We start from the raw sequence: 20,804 nt of genomic DNA on the forward strand, positions 1-20,804 counted from the left end.
TGTGGGTTCTCGGGCCCGCGATTTTCTTCACGGAGTTTCCCATGCTGACCATTTCGGCCGCAGAGGTCGACCAGTCGTTGACCTTCCCGGGCCTAGTGGAGACGCTGCGCGTGGCTTTCCGTGACGGCGCGGTGCAACCTGTCCGGCACCATCACACGGTCGAACGGCCGGACGGTGCGGCCTCGACCTTGCTGCTGATGCCGGCCTGGACCGACTTCAACGCAGCCGGCATCTCGGCCGGGGGACACATCGGCGTCAAGATCGTTACCGTCTCGCCCGACAACAATGCCATCGGCAAACCGGCGGTGATGGGGGTCTATCTCCTGCTCAACGGCGCCACCGGCGAACCGGAGGCCCTGATCGACGGCCAGCGGCTGACGCAATGGCGCACGGCCTGCGCCTCGGCGCTCGCCGCATCCTATCTGGCGCGCGAAGACGCTTCCCGGCTGCTGGTGATCGGGGCCGGTGCGCTGTCGCCATTCCTCGCCAAGGCGCATTGCGCCGTGCGGCCGATCAGGACCATCCGCATCTGGAATCGCACCTTGGACAACGCCGAGAAGGTCGCCGCCGGACTGCGCGCCGAGGGCTTCGCGGCGAGCGCAGCGACCGATCTCGACGCCGAGCTCGGCCAGGCCGATATCGTCTCGTCGGCGACGATCGCCACCGATCCGCTGATCAAGGGCGCCCGCCTGAAGCCGGGTAGCCATGTCGACATGGTCGGCGGCTTCACCCCGACAATGCGCGAAAGCGACGACGAGGCGATAAGGCGCGCCCGCGTCTATGTCGACACCCGCGCCGGCGCCACGAAGGAGGCGGGCGACATCGTCATACCGCTCGCTTCGGGCGTGCTGAAACCGGAAGCCATCATAGCCGACCTGTACGAGCTGGCGCGCGGTCAGAAGCAAGGGCGCCGGAGCGCCGACGAGATCACGCTGTTCAAGTCGGTCGGCGCCGCGCTCGAGGACCTTGCCGCCGGCATTGCCGTCTACAAGGCGCTCAGGACCTAGCTTACTGTCCCGGCTGGTTAGCGCCATAGCTTCGGCGATTACGGCGAAATCGGCCGCGCTTATCGAGAACAGGCCGAAGCGCAGTTGATACCCCCAATTCGGCTTGCCGGCCGTGAAGTCCAGCCTGTCGAGCAATGGCTTGATCGGCGCTTCCCCGGCCGCCGCCCAGTCGACGTCGCGGCGAAAGGGCGTGAAGCCGCCGCCCATGTCGCCTTGATAGGGTTCTCCCTCCCGTACCGTGCCGATCGCCGTGAACGCCCGCAGCCCGTCTTTCTCGCCCAAAATCGTTGTCGGCGAATAATAAACAATGCCGTCCCCGGGCTGCATCCGCCGCAGCGGCGCCGCCTTGCCGTGGTTGACCTGCATAAAGCCGCCCTCGCGGCCGCGCCGGACGTGCTGCGCCGACGCCACCGCGATCCAATACGCGCTCATTCCTGCTCCCCGTCGGCCTGCTGCCCGTCCGACAGCCAGTAGACCCGCAGGCGATGGTTGTCGGGATCGAGCGCAACGAAGGTGCGGCCGAAATCCATGTCGGTCGGCGCCTGCAGGATTTTCAGCCCACGTCCGGACCAGTCGGCATGGGCGGCATCGACTGCCTCGGGCGTATCCAGGGCAAAGACGATCTCGGCGCCGCCACCGGTCGCTGCCGCCGCCGGTTCCACCGTATGCCTCGACCAGAGACCGAGTTTGAAACCGTTGTCGAGCACGAACAGCACGAATGTCGGCGCGCTTTCGACCGGCTCGCGGCCGAGCAGCGCGCTGTAGAAGGCGCCGCTACGCTGCGGCTGGTCGACGTAGAGGATGACGAAATTGGGGGTGACCATGTCTGTTCTCCAGGGGTTTCGACCGGGACAGATATAAAGCGCATCACTGTCAGATTCTGGCAGTATCCGTCACGAAAGGCGCCCTGGACAGCTTACACACCGCTAACGCCGTGGGGTGTCGAGCGTTGCCCGCCATTCCTTCAGCAGCGCCTGACGGCGGCGCGGATAGCGCAGATCCGTCGTCTTGAGCTCGGCTATGCGGTCGGTGCGGAAATGCCGGAAATCCTGCCGTATTTCGCACCACGCCACCACGACCCGCACCTTGTCGAAGAAACCAAGCGCGAACGGCCACACGATGCGCCGCGAGCCCGCGCCACCGGCATCACGATAGAAGAAGTCCAGCTTGCGCTCGTTGCGGATCGCCTGCCGCACCAGGCCGAGATCGATGCCTTCGACAGTCCCGCTGGGCGGCCCGACCAGCAGTGCGGTGGCGTCGAGATCCTCGCGCAGATCATCCGGCAGCACCGACGCGATCTTGGCAAGCGCGTTGACGGCCGCTACCGAAAGCCGCGAATCCGGCTGCTTGGCGACCCAGCGCGAACCGAGCACAATTGCCTCGATCTCCTCGTCGCTGAACATCAACGGCGGCAGCATGAATCCGGGCTTCAGCACATAGCCGAGCCCCGCCTCGCCATCGATCGGCGCCCCCTGGCCCTGCAGCGTTGCGATGTCGCGGTAAAGCGTGCGAATTGAAATCCCGAGTTCGTCGGCGAGCGACTGCCCGCTCACCGGCATGCGATGCCGTCGTAATGTCTGGATCAGGTCGAGCAGGCGTTCGGAGCGGGACATATCGAAGATTTGCCTGTTTCTTTGACATTGGTCCATCGCAAGCCGACATGATCAGGCGACGCTTGCGCGGCGGACTTGGTTGCGAAGCCGGTTGCCCTATGTCAAAAGCGGCCACGCCTCGGAGATGCTCCTGCTTGAAATCTTTTCGCGACAAACGCCGCGACAGCCGTCCGCCCGCAAAAAGCGGTGCGCAACGGGTGCGTCCGCATGAAGGTCGTGGAACGGCCCGGCCGCAGGAGCGGCCCGACGCCAGGGCCGACGAGCGCCCCGAACCGAAGTCGGCGCCCCGCATTCTGGCCCGTCGCGACGGCGCTCTTCCGGCCGAACAGCTTCCGCTGATCCTCGAAGTGGCGCCGAATGGCGACTATGCGCTGCTCGACAGCGGCGCCGGCCAGAAGCTCGAACAATACGGTCCTTATCGGATCGTCCGCCCAGAGGGCCAGGCGATCTGGCAGAAGGCGCTGCCGGCAAGGGAATGGGACCGCGCCGACGCTGTCTTCACCGGCGATACCGACGAGGAAGGCATTGGCCGCTGGCGCTTCCCCGGGACGCCGCTCGGCGAGACCTGGCCGATGAAGCACGACGGCATCGATTATCTCGGCCGCTTCACCTCGTTTCGCCATGTCGGCGTGTTTCCCGAGCAGGCCTCGCACTGGGATCACATGGCCGGACTGATCGCGGCGGCCAGGCGGCCGGTCAAGGTGCTCAATCTGTTCGGCTATACCGGCCTTGCCTCGCTGGTGGCGGCGCGTGCCGGCGCCGAGGTCACCCATGTCGATGCCTCGAAAAAGGCGATCGGCTGGGCCCGCGAAAACCAGGAGATGGCCGGGCTTGGCAACAAGCCGATCCGCTGGATCGTCGAAGACGCAGTGAAATTCGCCGAGCGAGAGGAGCGCCGCGGCAGCCGCTATGACATTGTTCTGTTCGACCCGCCCGCCTATGGCCGCGGCCCCAAGGGCGAGGTCTGGCAGTTGTTCGAGGACCTGCCGGCATTGACCGATCTCTGCCGATCGATCCTGACGCCGAAACCGCTTGCCGTGGTGCTGACCGCTTATTCGATCCGCGCCTCCTTCTTCGCCATCCATGCCCTCATGCGCGACACCTTTGCCGGCATGGGCGGCAAGGTTGAATCGGGCGAATTGATCATCCGCGAAAAATCGGCGGGCCGCGCGCTGTCGACCTCGCTGTTCTCGCGCTGGGTGGCCTGATGAGTGGATATGACGGCGCCCGTCCGGTCGGGCAGGTGAAAGAGGTCACCAGCCTCGCCAATCCGCTGGTCAAGGACATCAAGGCGCTGGCCTTGAAAAAATTCCGCGACCAGCAGAACGCCTTCATGGCCGAGGGACTGAAGCTGGTCATCGATGCGCTCGACCTCGGCTGGCAGATCAGGACCCTGGTCTTCGCCAAGGACGGACGCGGCAACGCGGCGGTTGAGAAGGTCGCTGCGCGTACGGTTGCCGCCGGCGGCACCGTGCTCGAAGTCTCGGAAAAAGTGCTTGTCGCCATAACCCGTCGCGACAATCCGCAAATGGTGATCGGCGTTTTCTCGCAGAAATTCCTGGCCCTGAAGGATATCCGCGCCGACAATGGCGATGTCTGGGTGGCGCTCGACCGGGTGCGCGATCCCGGCAACCTCGGCACCGTCATCCGCACGGTGGACGCCGTCGGCGCCAAGGGCGTGATCCTGGTCGGAGACACCACCGATCCCTTTTCGGTGGAGACGGTGCGCGCCACCATGGGCTCGATCTTCGCCGTTCCGGTGGCCAAGGCGACGACCGACGCATTCCTCGCCTGGCGCGGCGGGTTTTCTGGCCTCGTCGCCGGCACGCACCTCAAAGGCGCGGTCGACTACCGCTCGGTCGATTTTTCCCGGGGGCCGGTGCTGCTGATGATGGGCAATGAACAGCAAGGCCTGCCCGAAAGCCTGGCGGCGAGTTGCGACAGGCTGCTCAGGATTCCGCAGGCAGGGCGTGCCGATTCGCTCAATCTTGCCGTCGCCACCGGCGTCATGCTGTTCGAGATCCGCCGCGGCGCGCTGAAACTGGACCCTATGGTGGATTCGCAATGAGGGTTGCCCAATCGTGAAATCATGGTCTCCCTATGCGCTGCTGGTCGTCGCGGCCATCGCGCTCGACCAGTGGATAAAACATTTGGTCGAGATCGGCCTTCCCTTTCAGGAAAAGCTCGATCTCCTGCCCTTCCTGGCGCTGTTTCGCACCTATAATACCGGCATCGCCTTCTCGATGTTCTCATCCTTCGGCGATACCGGGCTGGTGATCATCGCCGTTCTCGTCGTCGCCTTCGTGCTCTATCTGGCCACGCACACGCCAGCGGGCCATGTTATTGCCCGCACCGGCTTTGCCCTGATCATCGGTGGCGCGCTCGGCAATCTGATCGACCGCGCCGTCTACGGCCACGTCATCGACTACATCCTGTTCCACACTCCGGTCTGGTCCTTCGCCGTGTTCAATCTCGCCGATGCCTTCATTTCGGTCGGCGCCGCGCTGGTCGTGCTTGACGAAGTTTTGGGCTGGCGGCGCCAGCCCAAGCCCCAGGGTCCCGACGCCTGACCGATTGACCCGGCGCGGCCGCCGCAGCAGAGTCCAAACGTCGATAGATCGAGGAGAGAAAAATGCCCGAAACCTTCAAAGCCATCCTCGTTTCGCGCGACGCCGAAAAGAAACAGTCGGTGGCGGTGACCGACCTCACCGAAGCCGATCTCATGGACGGTGACGTCACCGTCGCAGTCGAAGCGACGACGGTGAACTACAAGGATGGGCTCGCAATATCAGGCAAGGCGCCGGTCATTCGCCGCTGGCCCTTGGTGCCAGGCATCGATTTCGCCGGAACGGTCTTATCCTCTTCCCATCCCGACTGGCGCAAGGGAGACAAGGTCATCCTGAACGGCTGGGGCGTCGGCGAGACGCATTTTGGCGCCTATGCCGGGCGCGCCCGCGTCAACGGCGACTGGCTGGTGCCGCTCCCCGACGGCATCAGCGCGCATGACGCGATGGCGGTCGGCACCGCCGGCTATACCGCAATGCTGTGCGTCATGGCACTGGAGCGGCACGGCATCGTGCCCGATCGCGGGCCCGTGGTGGTGACGGGCGCGGCCGGCGGCGTCGGTTCGGTCGCGGTCTCCATCCTGTCCAGCCTGGGCTATCACGTCATTGCCTCGACCGGGCGCAATGCCGAAAGCCCGTATCTCATCGATCTTGGCGCCGCGGAGGTGATATCGCGCGACGAACTCAGCCAGCCGACCAAGCCGCTCGCCAAGGAGCGTTGGGCGGGCGGCATCGATTCCGTCGGCAGCCACACACTGGCCAATGTGCTCTCTATGACCTCCTATGGCGGTGCCGTCGCGGCCTGCGGCCTGGCCGGCGGCATGGACCTGCCGTCGAGCGTGGCACCTTTCATCCTGCGCGGCGTTTCGCTGCTCGGCATCGATTCGGTGATGGCGCCGAAACCGGTGCGGCTCGAGGCCTGGCGCCGCATCGGCGCCGACCTGGATCTGCGCAAGCTCGCCAGCCTGTCCACGACCATCGGCTTCGACGACATCATCGACGCCGCGCGCGACATCGTCGACGGCAAGATCCGCGGCCGCGTCGTCGTAGACATGCAGTGAGTTCGCCGGGGTAAAACAACCTATCCGCTAAAATTCGAACGATCCCCCGCAGGCTTCCATAATTTCTGTCCGGTAGGATTTTCGCATGGTCGCGGAATCCGGCATCCAGGAAGCGGAGACTGGCGAAGACGTCGATGCGGTACCCCCGCCGGCGTCGGCGCGGCGGTTCGTCGCCGCACCGCCGCTGGCGCCTGAGCCGCAACAGGCCAGGAATCAGCCGCGATTGGCCGGCCGCGAAGGCTTGCCGCTGCTGACCTTCGTCGCCATCATCATACCGGCGGGGTTGACCCACCTGACCGGCGCGCCGATCTTCATCAGCCTCGCTTTGCTGGCGACCGGCCTTGCCGGCTTCGGCCTGCACCTGCGCGCCAGAAGGAACGAATCCCGCACCGCCGCGCTGCTTGATGAAACCACGGCTCGCAGCCGTGCCGAGATCGAGACGCTGGCCGATCGCATGTGGGAGATGCAGGAGAGCGAAGAGCGCTTTCGCGGCCTGATCGACGCGCTTGGCGATCTCGTCATTCATCGCGACCGCGACGGCTATATCGTCTATGCCAACAAGGTGTTCGCCGATCTCGTCGAGGTCGACCAGCGCGACCTCGCCGGCAAGACCCTGGCGGAACTTGGCATCGAAGTCGGTATCGTTCCCGACGCCGCCTTTTCCGACCATGAATGCCTGAGTTCCACCGACGTCGCCATCCGCACCCCTGGCGGTTCGCGCTGGTTCTCGTGGATCGAACTGTCGGTGCGCGACAAGGACAGCGGTTCTGTCTCGCATCGCGCCATCGCCCGCGACATCACCGCCCGCAAGCGTGCTGAATCCTCGCTGATCACCGCGCGCGAGCGGGCCGAATACGCAAGCCAGGCCAAATCGCGCTTCCTCGCCACCGTCAGCCATGAAATCCGCACGCCGATGAACGGCATCATGGGCATGGCCAGGCTGTTGGCCGATACCAGCCTGTCGCCGGAGCAGCAGACCTATGTCGGCGCCATTTCGACCTCGGCCAGCGCGCTGCTGGCCCTCATCGAGGACCTGCTCGACTATTCCAAGATCGAGGCGGGACGCTTCGATCCCGAACCGCAGCCAATGTCGGTGCGCGAGATCGCCGACAACGTTGTCGAGCTCCTCGCCGCGCGCGCCTTCTCCAAGGATATCGGCCTCGGCTGCCATGTCGAGCCCGACGTGCCGCAATTGATCACCGCAGATCCGGGCCGGGTCAGGCAGGTGCTGCTCAACCTGATCGGCAACGCCATCAAGTTCACCGACAGCGGCGGGGTGCTGGTGAGTATAGCGCGCGCCCGCACTGAAACCACCGACCGCATATGCTTCACCATCGCGGATACCGGGCCAGGCCTGCATGAAGACGACATGGAGCGCATTTTCGAGGAGTTCGAGCAGGCCGACGGCACCTCGACGCGCGCGCATGGCGGAGCCGGTCTCGGTCTTGCCATCTCCAAGCGCCTGGTGACCGCCATGGGCGGCACGATTTCCGTCTCCAGCCGGTTGGGTCAGGGTTCGGAATTCGTCTTCGATATCCCGGCCATCTCCGCGAGCGAGCCACCACCGGGCCGGATGGACGCGCTTCAGGGCAGGCACGCGGTAATCCTGTCGAGAAATATCGTCGAGGCCGACGCCATCGCCCGCAGCATCCGCGCCAACGGCGGCGCGGTCGATATCGCCACCACCGTGGCGCAGGCGGCATCGTTCTCCGGCGATTGCGACGTGCTGCTGGTCGACGCGGCCATGGAAGAGGGCGACGGAAGACTGCTCAAGCGGCTGCGCCAAAGCGGTTTTTCCGATTGCGAAGCCATCACGCTGATCGCCCCGACCGATCGCGGCATGCTCGGCGAGTTCCGCGCCAGCGGCTACGCGACCTTCCTCGCCAGACCGGTGCGAGGCGGAACACTTTTGCGTGTGCTTCTGAGCAGTCATGCGCCGGCGCTTGCCCCGACACGGCCGGAAAAGCCCCACCCGCCGGCGCTTCGCGCCGCCAGTGATCGCCAGCGTGGCCTGTCGGTGCTGATCGCCGAGGACAATGACATCAACGCCATGCTCGCTCGCGCCACGCTGCTGAAGGCCGGTCATCGCGTCAAGGTTGTCGGCAACGGCAAGGCGGCGGTCGAGGCCGTTACCGGTGCCGGACACAAACACCGCTTCGACGTGGTGCTGATGGACCTGCACATGCCGGTGATGGATGGGATGGACGCCATCGCCGCCATCCGCCGCCATGAGGAGGAGACGGCCGTGCCGCCAGTGCCCATCATGGTGCTGTCGGCCGACAGCCAGGAAAAGACCCGCCATGCGGTGCTCGCCCACGGCGCCAGCGGCTTTGTCACCAAGCCGCTCGACCCCGATGCACTGGTCGACGCCATCGAGGGGCAGGTCGCCGCCTGAGACTTTTTTTCTTCAATCTCCTGCCGAGCGGCGCCACCTTGCTTTTGCATAACGTAGCCGGTTGACCGTATTCGCCAGCCGACGAAGTATTGCCCGCGACGCCGTATCACGGTACTGTCACAATCCTGTTGCACCTACACCGTATCCCCGTGCCAAGAGGGATGGCTCGAAGGAGAATCACTCGTGCATACAGTTATGCCGGAATGTGACACTCGGCCGAACGCCGGCGGCGCCTTGCTTGCCGGGCGCAATGTCGATTCCGTCACAAAGGGCGCAGCGCTCGGCCGTATCGGCAACCTCGAAGTGCGGCTGGCCCGCAACGAGGCCGAGATCGCGGCCGCGCAGGAAGTGCGCTACCGGGTATTCTACGACGAGCTTGGCGCCAGGAAGAACCTGTTTCAGGTGCAGGACCGCCGTGATGCCGACCGCTTCGATCCGCACTGCGATCACCTGCTCGTCTTCGATACCTCGCTTTCCGGCCCCGAACATCGCCGCATCGTCGGGACCTACCGGCTGCTGCGGCAAGAAATCGCTGCGGCCGCCGGCGGCTTCTATTCCGAAGGCGAGTTCGAGCTGACCAAGCTCATCGCCCGTCACCCCGGCCAGCGCTTTCTCGAGCTCGGCCGCTCCTGCGTCCTGCCGGAATACCGTTCGAAGCGCACCATCGAGGCGTTGTGGCAAGGCATCTGGGCCTACATCAACCACTACGGCATTGGCGTGATGACCGGCTGTGCGTCTTTCCAGGGCACGGTGCCGGCGGCCCATGCCGAGGCGCTCACCTATCTGGCGCATCACTGCCGCACGAATTCGGCTTGGGACGTGCGCGCCGTCGCCGGGCGCTATTGTTCCATGGACCTGATGCCGATCGAGGCGGTCAATGCCAAGGCAGCGATCGCTGCGATGCCGCCCTTGGTCAAGGGCTATCTCAGGGTCGGCGCCCGCATCGGCGACGGCTGCGTCATCGATCGTGAATTCTCGACGGTCGATGTGTTCGTGGTGATGCCGGTCAAGGAGATCGGCGCCCGCTACGTCAATTATTACGGCGGGGAAGCGCAGCGTTTTGCGGCGTGAGCAGTAGGCAGTAGGCAGTAGGCAGTAGGCAGTAGTGAAGACATCATGATTCATCCACTGACTAATCCCTAATCCCTTCTCTCACGAAATATCCTCCGGCCGCCTGCCGGGCCGGCTCTTGTAGGACGCAAACGACCAGCCGAATTTGAGCGCGCCGCCGCGCACGGCGAATGCCGCGGCGAAACCGGCCAAGCCTGACACGATCTGCGGCAGTCCGGCGACATCGCCCAATGTGAAGATCGACGCGCCAACCAGGGCGGCCGTAACATAGATTTCCGGCCTCAGCAGCACCGAAGGCTCCCCTGCCAGCACGTCGCGCAGGATGCCGCCGAATGTGGCGGTCAGCACGCCGGTGATGACGGAAACGACCGGCGAACCGGTGATGGCCAACCCTTTGGCCGCACCCATCACCGAAAAAGCGGCTAGCCCGACGGCGTCGAGCCAGAGCAGCCACTTCCAGCGGGATTCGACACGGTGTGCGCTGAAAAACACCAGCACCGCAACCGCCGCGCAGATCAGAGCATAGCTGGAATTGGCGATCCAGAAAACCGGCAGGTTAAGGATGACGTCGCGAAGAGTGCCGCCGCCGATGCCGGTGACGCACGCCAGGAAAAGGAAGCCGATAACGTCGAGCTGCTTGCGCGACGCGGCAAGCGCACCTGTCGCCGCGAAGACCGCAACGCCGGCATAGTCGAGAAGCGCGATGGGGTTCAAGGGCGGGACCAGGGAGTAAGGCAGCAGGGGAGTAGGGGAGTATGTTTAGCACGAAGCCGTACTCTTGATACGCCCCTTAGTGCCTTAGTGCCTTATTCCCTATTCCCCTAACTACGCATCCTTCTCCGCCTGCTCGTTGACGGGCCCCGGCTCGACCGGCGCTTCGCCGGCGGCGATTTTCGGGCCGCCCTTGGCAACGCCGACCATGGCCGGGCGCAGCACCCGCTCCCCGATCGAATAGCCCGGCTGCACGACCTGCACCACCGTGTTGGCCGGCACATCGGGATTGGGCACTTCGAACATGGCCTGGTGGAAATTGGGATCGAACTTCTCGCCTTCCGGCGCGAGCTTCTTGACGCCGTGCCGCTCCAGTGCGGACAGCATGGCACGCTCGGTGAGATCGACGCCGTCGATCAGCGCCTTGAAACCCGCATCGCCGGACGCCTTGGCCTCGGCGGGAATCGCGTCCAGCGCGCGGCGCAGATTGTCCGAAACCGACAGCATGTCGCGGGCGAAGTTCGCGACCGCATAGGTACGCGCGTCATGCACGTCGCGCGCGGTGCGGCGACGCAGGTTCTCCATCTCGGCCGCAACGCGAAGCGCCCTGTCCTTCAGCTCTTCATTCTCCTTCAGGAGCCGCACAACCGCTTCATAATCGCCATCGACGCCACCTTCCGTGCGCTCGGCATTGGCTTCGGTCGCCTCAATTTCGTCGGGCGCGCGTTCGTCTTTTGCCTGGTCGCTCATCGCCGTTTCCCATCATCTCGAATAGTGTGGATTTTGAGCCCGATATCGAGGTTTGGTGGGCAAAAATCAAGGGGTAAGCGAAGGCACAGGCCCAGCCGTTCAAACCGAATGGCGATCAGTGCGACGCTTCGATTTTAATTCAAACTTTACCATAGCTTCCACCTTTGCTTGCCCCGGCGGCGCGATCGGGGAACCATTTGCTGGCTGGAGGATTTTCGAACCGACACAGGATTTTTGAAATGACACCCCGCGACAAGGGCGAAAAGAAAGATCGGATCGCCGCCGAAATCCGGCGCCAGCTAGGCACGGCGGCGGTGAGACGCTTTCTGCATGCGCTGCCGGCCTTTCGCGCCGAGAAAGACATTCCCGACCGCTTCCGGGACCAGCTCGAACGTCTCGACGGCCTGGAAAACAGCATGGCTGGCGGCGCGCGCCATTGATGCATGTGACCGGATGCGATCCGGGTTGGCAGAGTTGCAAGGGTTAGAACAGAACCTGAAGTCGCGGCCTGGATCGAGGATCCCGCGCCCCATCGCGACAATTACGCGCGGTAATTTCTCGTGATTAGCCTTGCGGGAGCCGGGCCCCTCCGCCTATGCTTCATGATGAACATGATTTCCCCTGAGACTGCCGCCAACAGTAAGCGCGCCTGGTTGAAGATCCTGGCGCGCTACAAGAAGCCGGACAGGCGGCGCAGCGCCGTCGAACTGGCGATCACCCTGATCCCTTTCGCAGCACTCTGGGCGCTGTCCTCGATCGCCTTTGCCTATGGCCATTGGTGGGGGCTGGTGCTGATCTTGCCGGCGGCGGGCTTCCTGGTGCGGATTTTCATGATCCAGCACGATTGCGGGCACGGATCTTTCTTCGCCAACCGCACCGCCGATGACTGGATAGGCCGCGTCCTGGGCGTGCTTACGCTGACGCCTTATGATTGCTGGCGGAGTGCTCATGCCACCCATCATGCCAGCGCGGGTAATCTCGACGAGCGCGGCGTTGGCGATATCAAGACGTTGACGGTCGCGGAGTACCGGCGGATGTCCTGGAGAGGTCGCCTCGCCTATCGTCTCTATCGCCATCCCCTGGTCATGTTCGGACTGGGACCGATATGGCTCTTCATCTTCGAGCAAAGGCTGCCGGTCGGGATGATGCGCGGTGGCCTGAAGCCCTGGGTATCCTCGATGGCCACCAACCTCGCCATCGTTCTGGCAGCGTCGATCCTGATATGGTTCGTCGGTATTGGCGCTTTTCTGGTCGTCCACCTGCCGATCGTCATCCTTGCCGGATCCGCCGGCATCTGGCTGTTCTATGTCCAGCACCAGTTCGAGGAGACCGAATGGGCGAAGGACGATGAGTGGGAGTTCCAGCGTGCCGCCTTGCACGGATCCTCCTATTATGACCTGCCGCCGGTGCTGAACTGGTTCACCGGCAACATCGGTGTCCATCATGTCCATCACCTCTCCGCGAAGGTGCCAGGCTACCGCCTGCAGGAAGTGCTGCGCGATTATCCGGAACTGCGCGGCATAGGCCGCATCACCCTTCTTGAGAGCCTGCGCTGCGTCAAGCTGGCGCTGTGGGATGAAAACAGCGGCAAGCTGGTGTCGTTTCGCCAGGCACGGATGGCGGCGTAGCCATCTTCTGCCTGGCTCTGCTGTCCCCGATCCGCCGGCGGCACCTCCTGTCGTCGTGACGGGAGAGGACAGGCGGCCGCAAACCTGTCGCTGGAAGTGTCGTGACGTCAGCCGGCACGCAGCCGACGCCAGGAGTATTTTGGTCCCTTGGGCTTCGGCACGGCGGCAGGCTGGTAGTAGAGTCCCAATCCGCCGGTGCGGCCTTCGTCCAGCCGCTTCAAGAGCACGGGATTGGAGATTTCGAATTCATCGAAACCGAGCCGCAGCATATGCGGCAGTTGGTCGACCAGCACCTGGCCGGTGGCGCGCACGGCACCTTCGAAATGATGTCGGCTGCGCAGCAATTCGCCCTTTGAGAAGGAGCGGCCATCGCTGAACGACGGAAAAGCCAGCGCCACCAGCGACAGTTGGTCGAGCAGGCCAGCAATCCTTTCGAGCTGATCGCCGGGTTGCAGCACGACACCGATCCTTTCCTTGGCCGACCGGCGCACCTCCGGATCGAGATCGAGAAACGCCTGCAGCGGCAGGATGAAGCGGCCATTGCCGGACAGCGCTTCCGCGCCTTCGGCATGAGCCCACTCATCCTCCCGAAAACCCGTCGGGGTCCAGAGGCGGGTCTCCGGTATCGTCGGTTCAGTCATCGAAATTTCCTAAAATTCAAAGAGCTCAAGGGGGTGTGGAGATTCAAGCAGGCCCGAGTCGAAAACGGTAGCTTCCGAGAGCCGGAGCGGAGCGTACTTGTAGTACGTGAGCCCCCGAAGCCGCCGTTTGCAGGCCGGCCTCACCTGAATATCAGCATACCCTATAACGATGCGTCGGTCAGCGACTTCTCCAGTCCCGACAGGTGAATGCCGCACTCGGTCTTGGCATGGCCGGCCCAGCGGCCGCTGCGCGCGTCCTCGCCCGGCTGCACCGGCTGGGTGCACGGGAAGCAGCCGATCGACAGATAGCCATAGGCGACCAGCGGATTTTCCCGCAGTGCATGCGCGCGCATGTAGTCCGCCTGGTCCGACGTCGTCCAGTGCGCCAGCGGATTGATGCGGATACGTGGGCCGACCGCCTCGAACACCGGAAGTGCTGCGCGCGTCGAGGCCTGGAAGCGTTTGCGGCCGGTGAACCAGGCGCGGAAAGGCGCCACGCCCCGTGCCAGCGGCTCGACCTTGCGCACGTCGCAGCAGGCGTCGGTGTTGGTCTGGTGCAGATTGCCGGTCGGATCGATCCGCTCGAGTGCTGCCTCGTCGGGCTTGATCACCTGGATGTTGGTCAACCCGAAATCGGCGACCAGGGCGTCGCGATAGCCGAGCGTCTCCTCGAAATGCTTGCCAGTATCGAGAAAGATGACCGGCAGCGAGCGATCGACTTCGGAAATCATGTGCAGTAGCACGGCCGAATCGGCACCGAAGGAAGACACCGCGGCAATCTCATCGTGAAACAGGTCGCCTGCCGCGCGTTCGATGATGTCGAGCGGATTCAGGTGGCCGTAAAGCGCGTCAAACCCCGCCGCTTTGGCGGCGATGCCGTCATCGGCGTCGACGATAGGGTCAAGCGGCCTTGGCTTCGCCAGCATAGAGCGCCTCCTTGAACGGCGCGGGACCGACACGGCGGTAGGCGTCGATGAATTTCTCTTGTGAGTTGAGCCGAAGGCCGAGATAGGTCTCGACGATCTGCTCGATGGCGTCGGTGATCTCTTCCGACGAGAAGCCGCGGCCGATGATCTCGCCCACCGAAGTGTTCTCGTCGGCCGAACCGCCAAGCGTCACCTGGTACAGCTCGGTGCCTTTCTTTTCGACTCCGAGAATGCCGATGTGTCCGACATGGTGATGGCCGCAGGCATTGATGCAGCCGGAGATCTTCAGCTTCAACTCGCCGATCTCGCGCTGCCGCTCCAGCGAGGCGAAGCGACGCGAGATCTCCTGCGCGATCGGGATCGAACGCGCTGTGGCCAGCGCGCAATAGTCGAGGCCCGGGCACGAGATGATGTCCGATATCAGGTTCGAATTGGCGGTCGCCAGGCCGATATCGACCAGCGCGTCATAGACCGCCTTCAGGTCGGCGCGCGCCACATGCGGCAGGATCAGGTTCTGCTCGTGGCTGACGCGCAACTCGTTGTATCCATACTTCTCGGCGATATCGGCAATCGCTTCCATCTGGCTGTCGGTCGCATCGCCCGGCACTTCGCCGATACCCTTCAGCGAGATGGTCACCGCCGCATAGTCGGGGTGGCGATGCGTCACCACGTTCTGGTCGAGCCAATCCGAGAAGCCCTTGGAATCGAGGCGTGCCAGCTTTACAGCCTCGTCGCCGTCCGGCCGCGCGGTCAGCGCTGGTGGCGCGAAATAGGCGTCGATGGCGCGGATGTCTGCTTCCGGCAGCTTCAACTCGGCGTCCTTCAATTGCTGCCATTCCGCCTCGACCTGGCGCGTGATCTCCTCGACGCCGGTCTCGTGGACCAGGATTTTGATGCGCGCCTTGAACTTATTGTCGCGGCGGCCATGCAGGTTGTAAACGCGCAGGATCGCCGTGCAGTAGGACAAAAGGTCGGCTTCCGGCAGGAAATCGCGGATCTTCCTGGCGACCATCGGCGTGCGCCCCTGGCCGCCGCCGACATAGACGGCGAAGCCGAGCTCGCCGGCCGCGTTCTTCTTCAGGTGCAGGCCGATGTCGTGGGTCTGGATGGCGGCGCGGTCGCGCTCCGCGCCGGTTACCGCGATCTTGAACTTGCGCGGCAGGTAGGAAAACTCCGGATGAACAGATGACCACTGGCGCAGGATTTCCGCATAGGGACGCGGATCGGCGACCTCGTCGGCCGCCGCACCCGCGAAATGGTCCGCGGTGACGTTGCGGATACAATTGCCGCTGGTCTGGATGGCGTGCATCTCGACACTCGCCAGATCGGCCAGGATCGCAGGAATGTCGGACAGCGCCGGCCAGTGGAACTGGATGTTCTGGCGCGTGGTGAAATGGCCGTAGCCCTTGTCGTATTTGCGCGCGATGTGGCCGAGCATGCGCAACTGCTTGCCGTTCAGCGTGCCATAGGGCACCGCGATGCGCAGCATATAGGCGTGCAATTGCAGGTAGACGCCGTTCATCAGCCTGAGCGGCCGGAACTGGTCCTCGGTGATCTCGCCGGCGAGCCGGCGCTGGACCTGGTCGCTGAACTCGGCGACGCGGGCCTGGACAAAATCGTGATCGAACTCATCGTAGCGGTACATGCTTCGTCTTTCAGGGCGCGTCCGCCCGTGTTCACTTCCGGTCTGGGCTTACGCCGCCCGGGAGGCCTGCTTGCCAAGATCGTTGCGGATGGTCGGGCCCGCGGCGCGGATCTTCTCGCGCAACCGCACCGGCTCGACAACGCCGTTCACGATTTCGGCATCGATGAGGTTGACGTCGAGGACTTCGTTGTCGGCGTGGGCCTTGGCACCGATCGCTTCCAGGCGATCCTCGGCCGCCTTGTCATGGGCGAGGTCGGCATGGTCCGCCCTCTCGGCCCAGCCGCCGTCTGCGTACCAGACGGCGATGCCGTCGGCGAGCCGGTTGGCGGTCAGTATCTTCATTGCTGAACTCCCTCGGTGGCAGCTATGGGCGCACCTTCATGCCTGTGTGCCGCGAGCGGTTCGGACCGTTCGAAATTGGCGCCGGCGACCGCATCGCCGATGATGGTCATGACCGGACCTGAGAGATCGGCGCGCGCTTCCAACGACGGCAGGTCGGCAAGCGTGCCGTGGAAACGGCGGCGATTGCCGAGGCTGGCATTCTCGACCACGGCTACCGCCGTATCGGGCGAAAGCCCGGCCTCGATCAGCCGGCCGGCAACCTCTGCGGCCACCGAGCGGCCCATATAGACAGCAACGGTGGCACCCGAAATGGCAAGCTTGGCCCAGTCGGGCAGCGAATTGCCTTTGAGATCATGACCGGTGGTGAACACCATCGAGGAGGAAACCCCGCGCAGCGTCAGCGGCAATTCGAAATCGGCGGCGGCGGCGAAAGCAGCGGTGACGCCCGGAACCACCTCATAGGCCACGCCCGCATCACGCAGCGCCGCCATCTCCTCGCCGGCCCGGCCGAACACCAGGGGATCGCCCGACTTCAGCCGCACCACACGCTTGCCTTCGCGGCCAAGCTCGACCAGCAGCGCGTTGATCTCGGCCTGGCTCTTGGTGTGACAGCCCTTGCGTTTGCCGACCGCCAGCCGCTCGGCGTCGCGTCGGCCCATGGCGACGACAGCCTCCGGCACCAGCGCGTCGTGGACGATGACATCGGCCTCCATCAGCAGGCGATGCGCACGCAGCGTCAAAAGGTCCTCGGCACCGGGGCCCGCGCCAACCAGGGCGATATGGCCTGAAGCGGATGCAGCCGAACGCAGAAGATCGGCGGCTGCGTCATGCGCCTGCGAAAGCTTGCCAGCTTCGACGGCGCGCGCCGGCGCACCGCCGAAGAACTCGCTCCAGAACCGGCGGCGCGAATTGCCCCTGGGCAGGCTTTCAGCGGCGGCCCGGAACGACGCGGCGAGAGCCGCCAGCCTGCCCAACGAAGGCGACAGCATGCGGTCGATGCGGGCACGCAGCATCTGCGCCAGCACCGGCCCAGCGCCTTCCGTGCCGATGGCGATCGCGACCGGTGCGCGATTGACCAGCGCCGGGGTGAAAAAATCGCAAAGCTCCGGCCGGTCCACCGCATTGACGGGGATGCCGAGCCGGCGCGCATCCTGGACAACGCGCCGGTCGAGCGCCTCATCGCCGCTGGCAGCGAACACCATCACCGAGCCTTCCAGCCGGCTCGCCTCATAGGCCGCGATGTGGGTGGCGCCACTCTGCGCGATGAAGCCGAGCATGTCCGGTGAGGCGCTCTCCGCGACGATGCGCAGCGTAGCGCTGGACTGCCCAAGCAATCGTGCCTTGGCCAACGCTTCGTCGCCGCCGCCGACGATCGTTACGGCTTCGTCCTCGACCCGTACGAAGACGGGGAAGGCATTGAGCTTGGGGGCGGGCTGCGGCATGGATACGAACGGAATCCTGATCTGGTCTTCACTTCTACGCGTGGGCGCGAAAAAGCTGAAGAAACCCACTCGCGCATCACCTTCCGGGATGCAATCGCTTTTTCTAAAGGGCCGCAGCCAAGAGAAAAATATTCCACCTTGTTGCGGAGACCGGCATCAAGCCGCTGTCGCGGGCCTTGATTTCTCCTCTTTTTTGGGCCGAACGCGCTTTATGACAAAACCGTTTTTTCTAAATTCTACTAATTTAGTAGATTAAAGCTGCCTGGCGGTCGTGCGCGCGCCTCCACCTCGACGGAGCGCCCGTATGACCTGGCTTTTTGGCTGGAACATTACCGGATCGAGGCGCGTTCCTTCCGCATGCGCAATTCAAAATCATACCTGGCCGCGGCGTGAAGCCAAGCGTGGCGGCAGCGAAGGAAGGAGCCCGGCGTCATGAGCGCGATCAAGTTGAAGCACGGCATCTGGATCATGGTGGCCGACGGAGAAAAAGCGCTCTTCCTCAGAAATGCAGGTGACACCAAATTTCCGAACCTCGAAGTGGTGCAGGAAATGAGGCAGGACAACCCGCCAACGCGCGAGCAAGGCAGCGACAGTCCCGGTCGCTACAATGACGGCCCCTCGGTTCATCGCAGCGCGGTTGAGGAGACGGATTGGCATCGGATCGGCAAGGAGCGCTTTGCCGACGAACTCGCCGAACGGCTCTACAAGCTGGCTCATCGAGGCTCTTTTGACGAAATCATCCTCATCGCGCCGCCGCTCGTGCTCGGCGCGATGCGCAAGATCCTGCACAAGGAAGTCAGCGACAAGGTCAGCGCGGAAATTCCCAAGACGCTGACCAACCACGCGGTATTCGAGATCGAGGCCCTGTTGCGGGCAGCTTGATCGTTGGCGATCGAGCGCCGCCGTTGCGGCGCATGATTTCGGCTGACCTCGAATTCCGGCTTGCTTGCCCACCGGCGAGGTATTTGTCGCTTCACCGGCAATTCCCGGTTTTGCGGGGTTGCGTGGCCGACACCCAATCCACCATATTGCAAACAGGCGGCGGCTTCGGGCGGCGCATATCCTGCATCGCTGGCTTGAAAGGCGCTCCATAGACAATGCCGCATGACACTCCCCTTATCGCCACCATCGTAGCCGGTCTGGGGCTCGCTTTCGTCTTCGGCGCTCTCGCCAACCGCTTCCGCATTCCGCCGTTGGTCGGCTATCTCGTGGCCGGCGTGCTGGTTGGGCCGAACACGCCCGGTTTCGTCGCTGACGCCGGCCTTGCCAATGAGCTCGCCGAAATCGGCGTCATCCTGTTGATGTTCGGCGTCGGCCTGCATTTTTCGCTGAAGGATCTCCTGTCGGTCCGCGCCATTGCCGTGCCCGGCGCCATCGTCCAGATCGGCTTTGCCACGGCACTCGGCGCGGGGCTTTCCTGGATGCTCGGCTGGTCGGCGGGAGCAGGACTGGTCTTTGGCCTGGCGCTGTCGGTGGCCTCGACCGTGGTGCTGCTGCGCGCCCTGCAGGAGCGTCGACTGATCGAGACCGAGCGCGGCCGCATTGCCGTCGGCTGGCTGATCGTCGAGGACCTGGCCATGGTGCTGGCCCTGGTGCTTTTGCCAGCGCTTGCCGGCGTGCTTGGCGGCCAGGAGCAGGCGGATGCCCATGCGAGCGGCCTGCTGTCGCTGCCCGCGAGCTACGGCATCTGGGGCGTCGTCGGCATCACGCTGGCCAAGGTCGCCGCCTTCGTCATCGTCATGCTGGTGGTAGGCCGCCGCGTCATTCCCTGGATCCTGCACTATGTCGCCCATACCGGCTCGCGCGAGCTGTTTCGGCTTTCGGTGCTGGCGATAGCGCTTGGCGTCGCCTTCGGCGCGGCCAAGCTGTTCGGCGTCTCGCTGGCACTGGGCGCTTTCTTCGCCGGCATGATCATGAGCGAGTCCGAACTCAGCCACCGCGCCGCGGAGGAATCGCTGCCGTTGCGCGATGCCTTCTCGGTGCTGTTCTTCGTCTCGGTCGGTATGCTGTTCGACCCGTTCAGCCTGTTCAGCAACGGCTTGCCGATTCTGGCAACGCTCGCCATCGTCGTCGTCGGCAAGTCGCTGGCGGCCTTCCTCATCGTCGTCGCCTTCGGTTATCCCCTGGCGACGGCGCTGATGATTTCGGCGAGCCTTGCCCAGATCGGCGAGTTCTCCTTCATCCTGGCCGAACTCGGCGTCGGGCTGAAACTGCTGCCCGAACAGGGGCGCGATCTCATCCTGGCGGGCGCCATCCTTTCGATCGTGCTCAACCCGGTGATGTTCCTGCTCATCGACTGGATGAAGCCATGGCTCGAGGCCCGCGCCGCCAGGACGGCGCCGCCTGTGGAGCCCAAACCGGTCGGCCCGGCGACGGAGCCCGGCCAGGTGGCTTCCGTCGCCTCGGCGGCGAAGCAGGAAGATGGGCCGCCGCCAAGAACAGCCCTTAGCGGCCACGCGATCCTGATCGGCTACGGCCGTGTCGGCAGTCTCGTCGGCGCTGCGTTGAAGGAAGCCGCCCTGCCCTTCCTGGTGGTCGAGGATGCCGACAAGACACTGGTGAAGCTCAAGGCCGAGGGCACCGAGACAGTGGCGGGCAACGCCGCCAATGCCGAAGTGTTTGCAGCCGCCAACCCCGAAGGCGCGAAACGGCTGATCCTGGCCATCCCCAATGCCTTCGAGGCCGGTCAGATCGTGCTGCGTGCGCGCGCCGCCAATCCCGCCATCAACGTCGTCGCCCGCGCCCATTCCGATGCCGAGGTCGAGCATCTCAAGGGGCTCGGCGCCGATACGGTGATCATGGGCGAACGCGAGATCGCGCGCGGTATCGTGGAAGAGGTGCTTGGTCACAAGCCGCGGGCGGCTGAACCGTCCGCCGCCTGAGCCGATCCTGCACGGACCTAATCCGTGCTTAGCGAGAACGCGGCCGACCGTGGAGGGCTGGACCTCGAACAGGTGGGGCGGCCTTGGACGCGCCCGCTGACATCGGCCACTCCTGCCATTTCTTCG

Annotated in this window: 20 protein-coding genes and 1 pseudogene; 11 read left to right on the plus strand and 10 right to left on the minus strand. The window is 64.3% G+C overall.

Annotated elements, in window-relative coordinates; genetic code table 11:
• Nucleotides 1-41: 41 nt before the first annotated feature.
• Nucleotides 42-1,007, plus strand: coding sequence for an ornithine cyclodeaminase family protein (locus tag FJ951_RS04530; protein ID WP_140513757.1), 966 nt, complete (start codon nucleotides 42-44; stop codon nucleotides 1,005-1,007).
• 24 nt (nucleotides 1,008-1,031) lie between these two features.
• On the opposite strand, the pseudogene FJ951_RS04535 reads toward FJ951_RS04530, so the two are convergent.
• From FJ951_RS04535 to FJ951_RS04545, 3 genes and pseudogenes are all read right to left on the minus strand, one after another.
• Nucleotides 1,032-1,439: pseudogene (locus tag FJ951_RS04535) on the minus strand (EVE domain-containing protein); the annotation flags it as partial.
• Entirely contained in the window at nucleotides 1,436-1,831 is a 396-nt protein-coding gene (locus FJ951_RS04540; protein WP_140513758.1) for a VOC family protein, read from the minus strand. The gene FJ951_RS04540 and the pseudogene FJ951_RS04535, both read right to left, overlap by 4 nt.
• 102 nt (nucleotides 1,832-1,933) lie before the next feature.
• The gene (locus FJ951_RS04545) at nucleotides 1,934-2,620 is read right to left on the minus strand and encodes a YafY family protein (RefSeq protein WP_140500217.1); all 687 of its coding nucleotides are present in this window, start codon (nucleotides 2,618-2,620) and stop codon (nucleotides 1,934-1,936) included.
• A 134-nt stretch (nucleotides 2,621-2,754) separates the two neighbouring features.
• Here FJ951_RS04545 and FJ951_RS04550 point away from each other — a divergent pair, with 134 nt between their 5' ends.
• The 6 genes from FJ951_RS04550 (at nucleotide 2,755) to FJ951_RS04575 (ending at nucleotide 9,711) form a co-directional block, all read left to right on the plus strand.
• Nucleotides 2,755-3,828 carry a class I SAM-dependent rRNA methyltransferase gene (locus FJ951_RS04550; RefSeq protein ID WP_140500219.1) on the plus strand — a complete coding sequence of 358 codons (1,074 nt, stop codon included), beginning with the start codon at nucleotides 2,755-2,757 and terminating at the stop codon, nucleotides 3,826-3,828.
• Nucleotides 3,828-4,688, plus strand: coding sequence for an RNA methyltransferase (locus FJ951_RS04555; RefSeq protein WP_140513759.1), 861 nt, complete (start codon nucleotides 3,828-3,830; stop codon nucleotides 4,686-4,688). The genes FJ951_RS04550 and FJ951_RS04555 overlap by 1 nt, the downstream gene beginning before the upstream one ends.
• A 13-nt stretch (nucleotides 4,689-4,701) precedes the next feature.
• Nucleotides 4,702-5,190 (plus strand): signal peptidase II, encoded by a 489-nt coding sequence (gene lspA / locus FJ951_RS04560; protein WP_140500223.1) that lies wholly within the window; start codon nucleotides 4,702-4,704, stop codon nucleotides 5,188-5,190.
• Nucleotides 5,191-5,252: 62 nt separating this feature from the next.
• On the plus strand, nucleotides 5,253-6,245 hold the full coding sequence (locus FJ951_RS04565; RefSeq protein WP_140513760.1) for an MDR family oxidoreductase: 993 nt from the start codon (nucleotides 5,253-5,255) through the stop codon (nucleotides 6,243-6,245).
• Nucleotides 6,246-6,330: 85 nt separating this feature from the next.
• Entirely contained in the window at nucleotides 6,331-8,640 is a 2,310-nt protein-coding gene (locus tag FJ951_RS04570) for a PAS domain-containing hybrid sensor histidine kinase/response regulator (protein WP_140513761.1), read from the plus strand.
• A 183-nt stretch (nucleotides 8,641-8,823) separates the two neighbouring features.
• On the plus strand, nucleotides 8,824-9,711 hold the full coding sequence (locus FJ951_RS04575) for a GNAT family N-acetyltransferase (RefSeq protein WP_140500229.1): 888 nt from the start codon (nucleotides 8,824-8,826) through the stop codon (nucleotides 9,709-9,711).
• Nucleotides 9,712-9,792: 81 nt separating this feature from the next.
• Here the strand turns inward: FJ951_RS04575 and FJ951_RS04580 are convergent, their stop codons facing one another.
• Entirely contained in the window at nucleotides 9,793-10,425 is a 633-nt protein-coding gene (locus FJ951_RS04580) for a trimeric intracellular cation channel family protein (protein ID WP_140513762.1), read from the minus strand.
• 111 nt (nucleotides 10,426-10,536) lie between these two features.
• On the minus strand, nucleotides 10,537-11,172 hold the full coding sequence (gene grpE / locus FJ951_RS04585; RefSeq protein WP_140500232.1) for a nucleotide exchange factor GrpE: 636 nt from the start codon (nucleotides 11,170-11,172) through the stop codon (nucleotides 10,537-10,539).
• A gap of 239 nt (nucleotides 11,173-11,411) precedes the next feature.
• Between grpE and FJ951_RS04590 the strand changes: the two genes are divergently transcribed.
• Both FJ951_RS04590 and FJ951_RS04595 read left to right on the plus strand, forming a co-directional pair.
• The gene (locus FJ951_RS04590; protein WP_140500234.1) at nucleotides 11,412-11,612 is read left to right on the plus strand and encodes a hypothetical protein; all 201 of its coding nucleotides are present in this window, start codon (nucleotides 11,412-11,414) and stop codon (nucleotides 11,610-11,612) included.
• Nucleotides 11,613-11,777: 165 nt separating this feature from the next.
• Nucleotides 11,778-12,800, plus strand: a complete 1,023-nt coding sequence (locus tag FJ951_RS04595; protein ID WP_140500460.1) for a fatty acid desaturase — start codon at nucleotides 11,778-11,780, stop codon at nucleotides 12,798-12,800.
• A 107-nt stretch (nucleotides 12,801-12,907) separates the two neighbouring features.
• Here FJ951_RS04595 and FJ951_RS04600 read toward each other — a convergent pair whose 3' ends face one another.
• The 5 genes from FJ951_RS04600 to cysG form a co-directional block, all read right to left on the minus strand.
• A complete protein-coding gene (locus FJ951_RS04600) occupies nucleotides 12,908-13,441 on the minus strand; it encodes a DUF934 domain-containing protein (RefSeq protein ID WP_140500236.1) in 534 nt (177 codons plus the stop codon).
• A gap of 161 nt (nucleotides 13,442-13,602) precedes the next feature.
• The gene (locus FJ951_RS04605; RefSeq protein WP_140500238.1) at nucleotides 13,603-14,367 is read right to left on the minus strand and encodes a phosphoadenylyl-sulfate reductase; all 765 of its coding nucleotides are present in this window, start codon (nucleotides 14,365-14,367) and stop codon (nucleotides 13,603-13,605) included.
• Nucleotides 14,342-16,012, minus strand: coding sequence for a nitrite/sulfite reductase (locus FJ951_RS04610; protein ID WP_140513763.1), 1,671 nt, complete (start codon nucleotides 16,010-16,012; stop codon nucleotides 14,342-14,344). Before FJ951_RS04610 ends, FJ951_RS04605 begins: the two co-directional genes overlap by 26 nt.
• Nucleotides 16,013-16,060: 48 nt before the next feature.
• Nucleotides 16,061-16,354, minus strand: coding sequence for a DUF2849 domain-containing protein (locus FJ951_RS04615; protein ID WP_140500242.1), 294 nt, complete (start codon nucleotides 16,352-16,354; stop codon nucleotides 16,061-16,063).
• Nucleotides 16,351-17,796 (minus strand): siroheme synthase CysG, encoded by a 1,446-nt coding sequence (gene cysG, locus FJ951_RS04620; RefSeq protein ID WP_140513764.1) that lies wholly within the window; start codon nucleotides 17,794-17,796, stop codon nucleotides 16,351-16,353. Before cysG ends, FJ951_RS04615 begins: the two co-directional genes overlap by 4 nt.
• A 432-nt stretch (nucleotides 17,797-18,228) precedes the next feature.
• Here cysG and FJ951_RS04625 point away from each other — a divergent pair, with 432 nt between their 5' ends.
• Complete coding sequence (locus FJ951_RS04625) at nucleotides 18,229-18,678, plus strand: host attachment family protein (protein ID WP_140513765.1); 450 nt, start codon at nucleotides 18,229-18,231, stop codon at nucleotides 18,676-18,678.
• A gap of 215 nt (nucleotides 18,679-18,893) precedes the next feature.
• Nucleotides 18,894-20,678, plus strand: a complete 1,785-nt coding sequence (locus tag FJ951_RS04630; protein ID WP_140513766.1) for a cation:proton antiporter — start codon at nucleotides 18,894-18,896, stop codon at nucleotides 20,676-20,678.
• The last annotated feature ends 126 nt before the right edge of the window (nucleotides 20,679-20,804 follow it).

Source organism: Mesorhizobium sp. B2-2-3 (assembly GCF_006442405.1).
Classification (GTDB): Bacteria; Pseudomonadota; Alphaproteobacteria; order Rhizobiales; family Rhizobiaceae; genus Mesorhizobium.

Coding starts and splice junctions, on each gene's coding strand:
- FJ951_RS04600 (WP_140500236.1), bottom strand. CDS start 13,441: ATGACTGAACCGACGATACCGGAGACCCGCCTCTGGACCCCGACGGGT.
- FJ951_RS04540 (WP_140513758.1), bottom strand. CDS start 1,831: ATGGTCACCCCCAATTTCGTCATCCTCTACGTCGACCAGCCGCAGCGT.
- FJ951_RS04555 (WP_140513759.1), top strand. CDS start 3,828: ATGAGTGGATATGACGGCGCCCGTCCGGTCGGGCAGGTGAAAGAGGTC.
- FJ951_RS04545 (WP_140500217.1), bottom strand. CDS start 2,620: ATGTCCCGCTCCGAACGCCTGCTCGACCTGATCCAGACATTACGACGG.
- FJ951_RS04630 (WP_140513766.1), top strand. CDS start 18,894: ATGCCGCATGACACTCCCCTTATCGCCACCATCGTAGCCGGTCTGGGG.
- FJ951_RS04530 (WP_140513757.1), top strand. CDS start 42: ATGCTGACCATTTCGGCCGCAGAGGTCGACCAGTCGTTGACCTTCCCG.
- FJ951_RS04625 (WP_140513765.1), top strand. CDS start 18,229: ATGAGCGCGATCAAGTTGAAGCACGGCATCTGGATCATGGTGGCCGAC.
- FJ951_RS04595 (WP_140500460.1), top strand. CDS start 11,778: ATGAACATGATTTCCCCTGAGACTGCCGCCAACAGTAAGCGCGCCTGG.
- FJ951_RS04565 (WP_140513760.1), top strand. CDS start 5,253: ATGCCCGAAACCTTCAAAGCCATCCTCGTTTCGCGCGACGCCGAAAAG.
- cysG (WP_140513764.1), bottom strand. CDS start 17,796: ATGCCGCAGCCCGCCCCCAAGCTCAATGCCTTCCCCGTCTTCGTACGG.
- grpE (WP_140500232.1), bottom strand. CDS start 11,172: ATGAGCGACCAGGCAAAAGACGAACGCGCGCCCGACGAAATTGAGGCG.
- FJ951_RS04570 (WP_140513761.1), top strand. CDS start 6,331: ATGGTCGCGGAATCCGGCATCCAGGAAGCGGAGACTGGCGAAGACGTC.
- FJ951_RS04615 (WP_140500242.1), bottom strand. CDS start 16,354: ATGAAGATACTGACCGCCAACCGGCTCGCCGACGGCATCGCCGTCTGG.
- FJ951_RS04590 (WP_140500234.1), top strand. CDS start 11,412: ATGACACCCCGCGACAAGGGCGAAAAGAAAGATCGGATCGCCGCCGAA.
- FJ951_RS04610 (WP_140513763.1), bottom strand. CDS start 16,012: ATGTACCGCTACGATGAGTTCGATCACGATTTTGTCCAGGCCCGCGTC.
- FJ951_RS04605 (WP_140500238.1), bottom strand. CDS start 14,367: ATGCTGGCGAAGCCAAGGCCGCTTGACCCTATCGTCGACGCCGATGAC.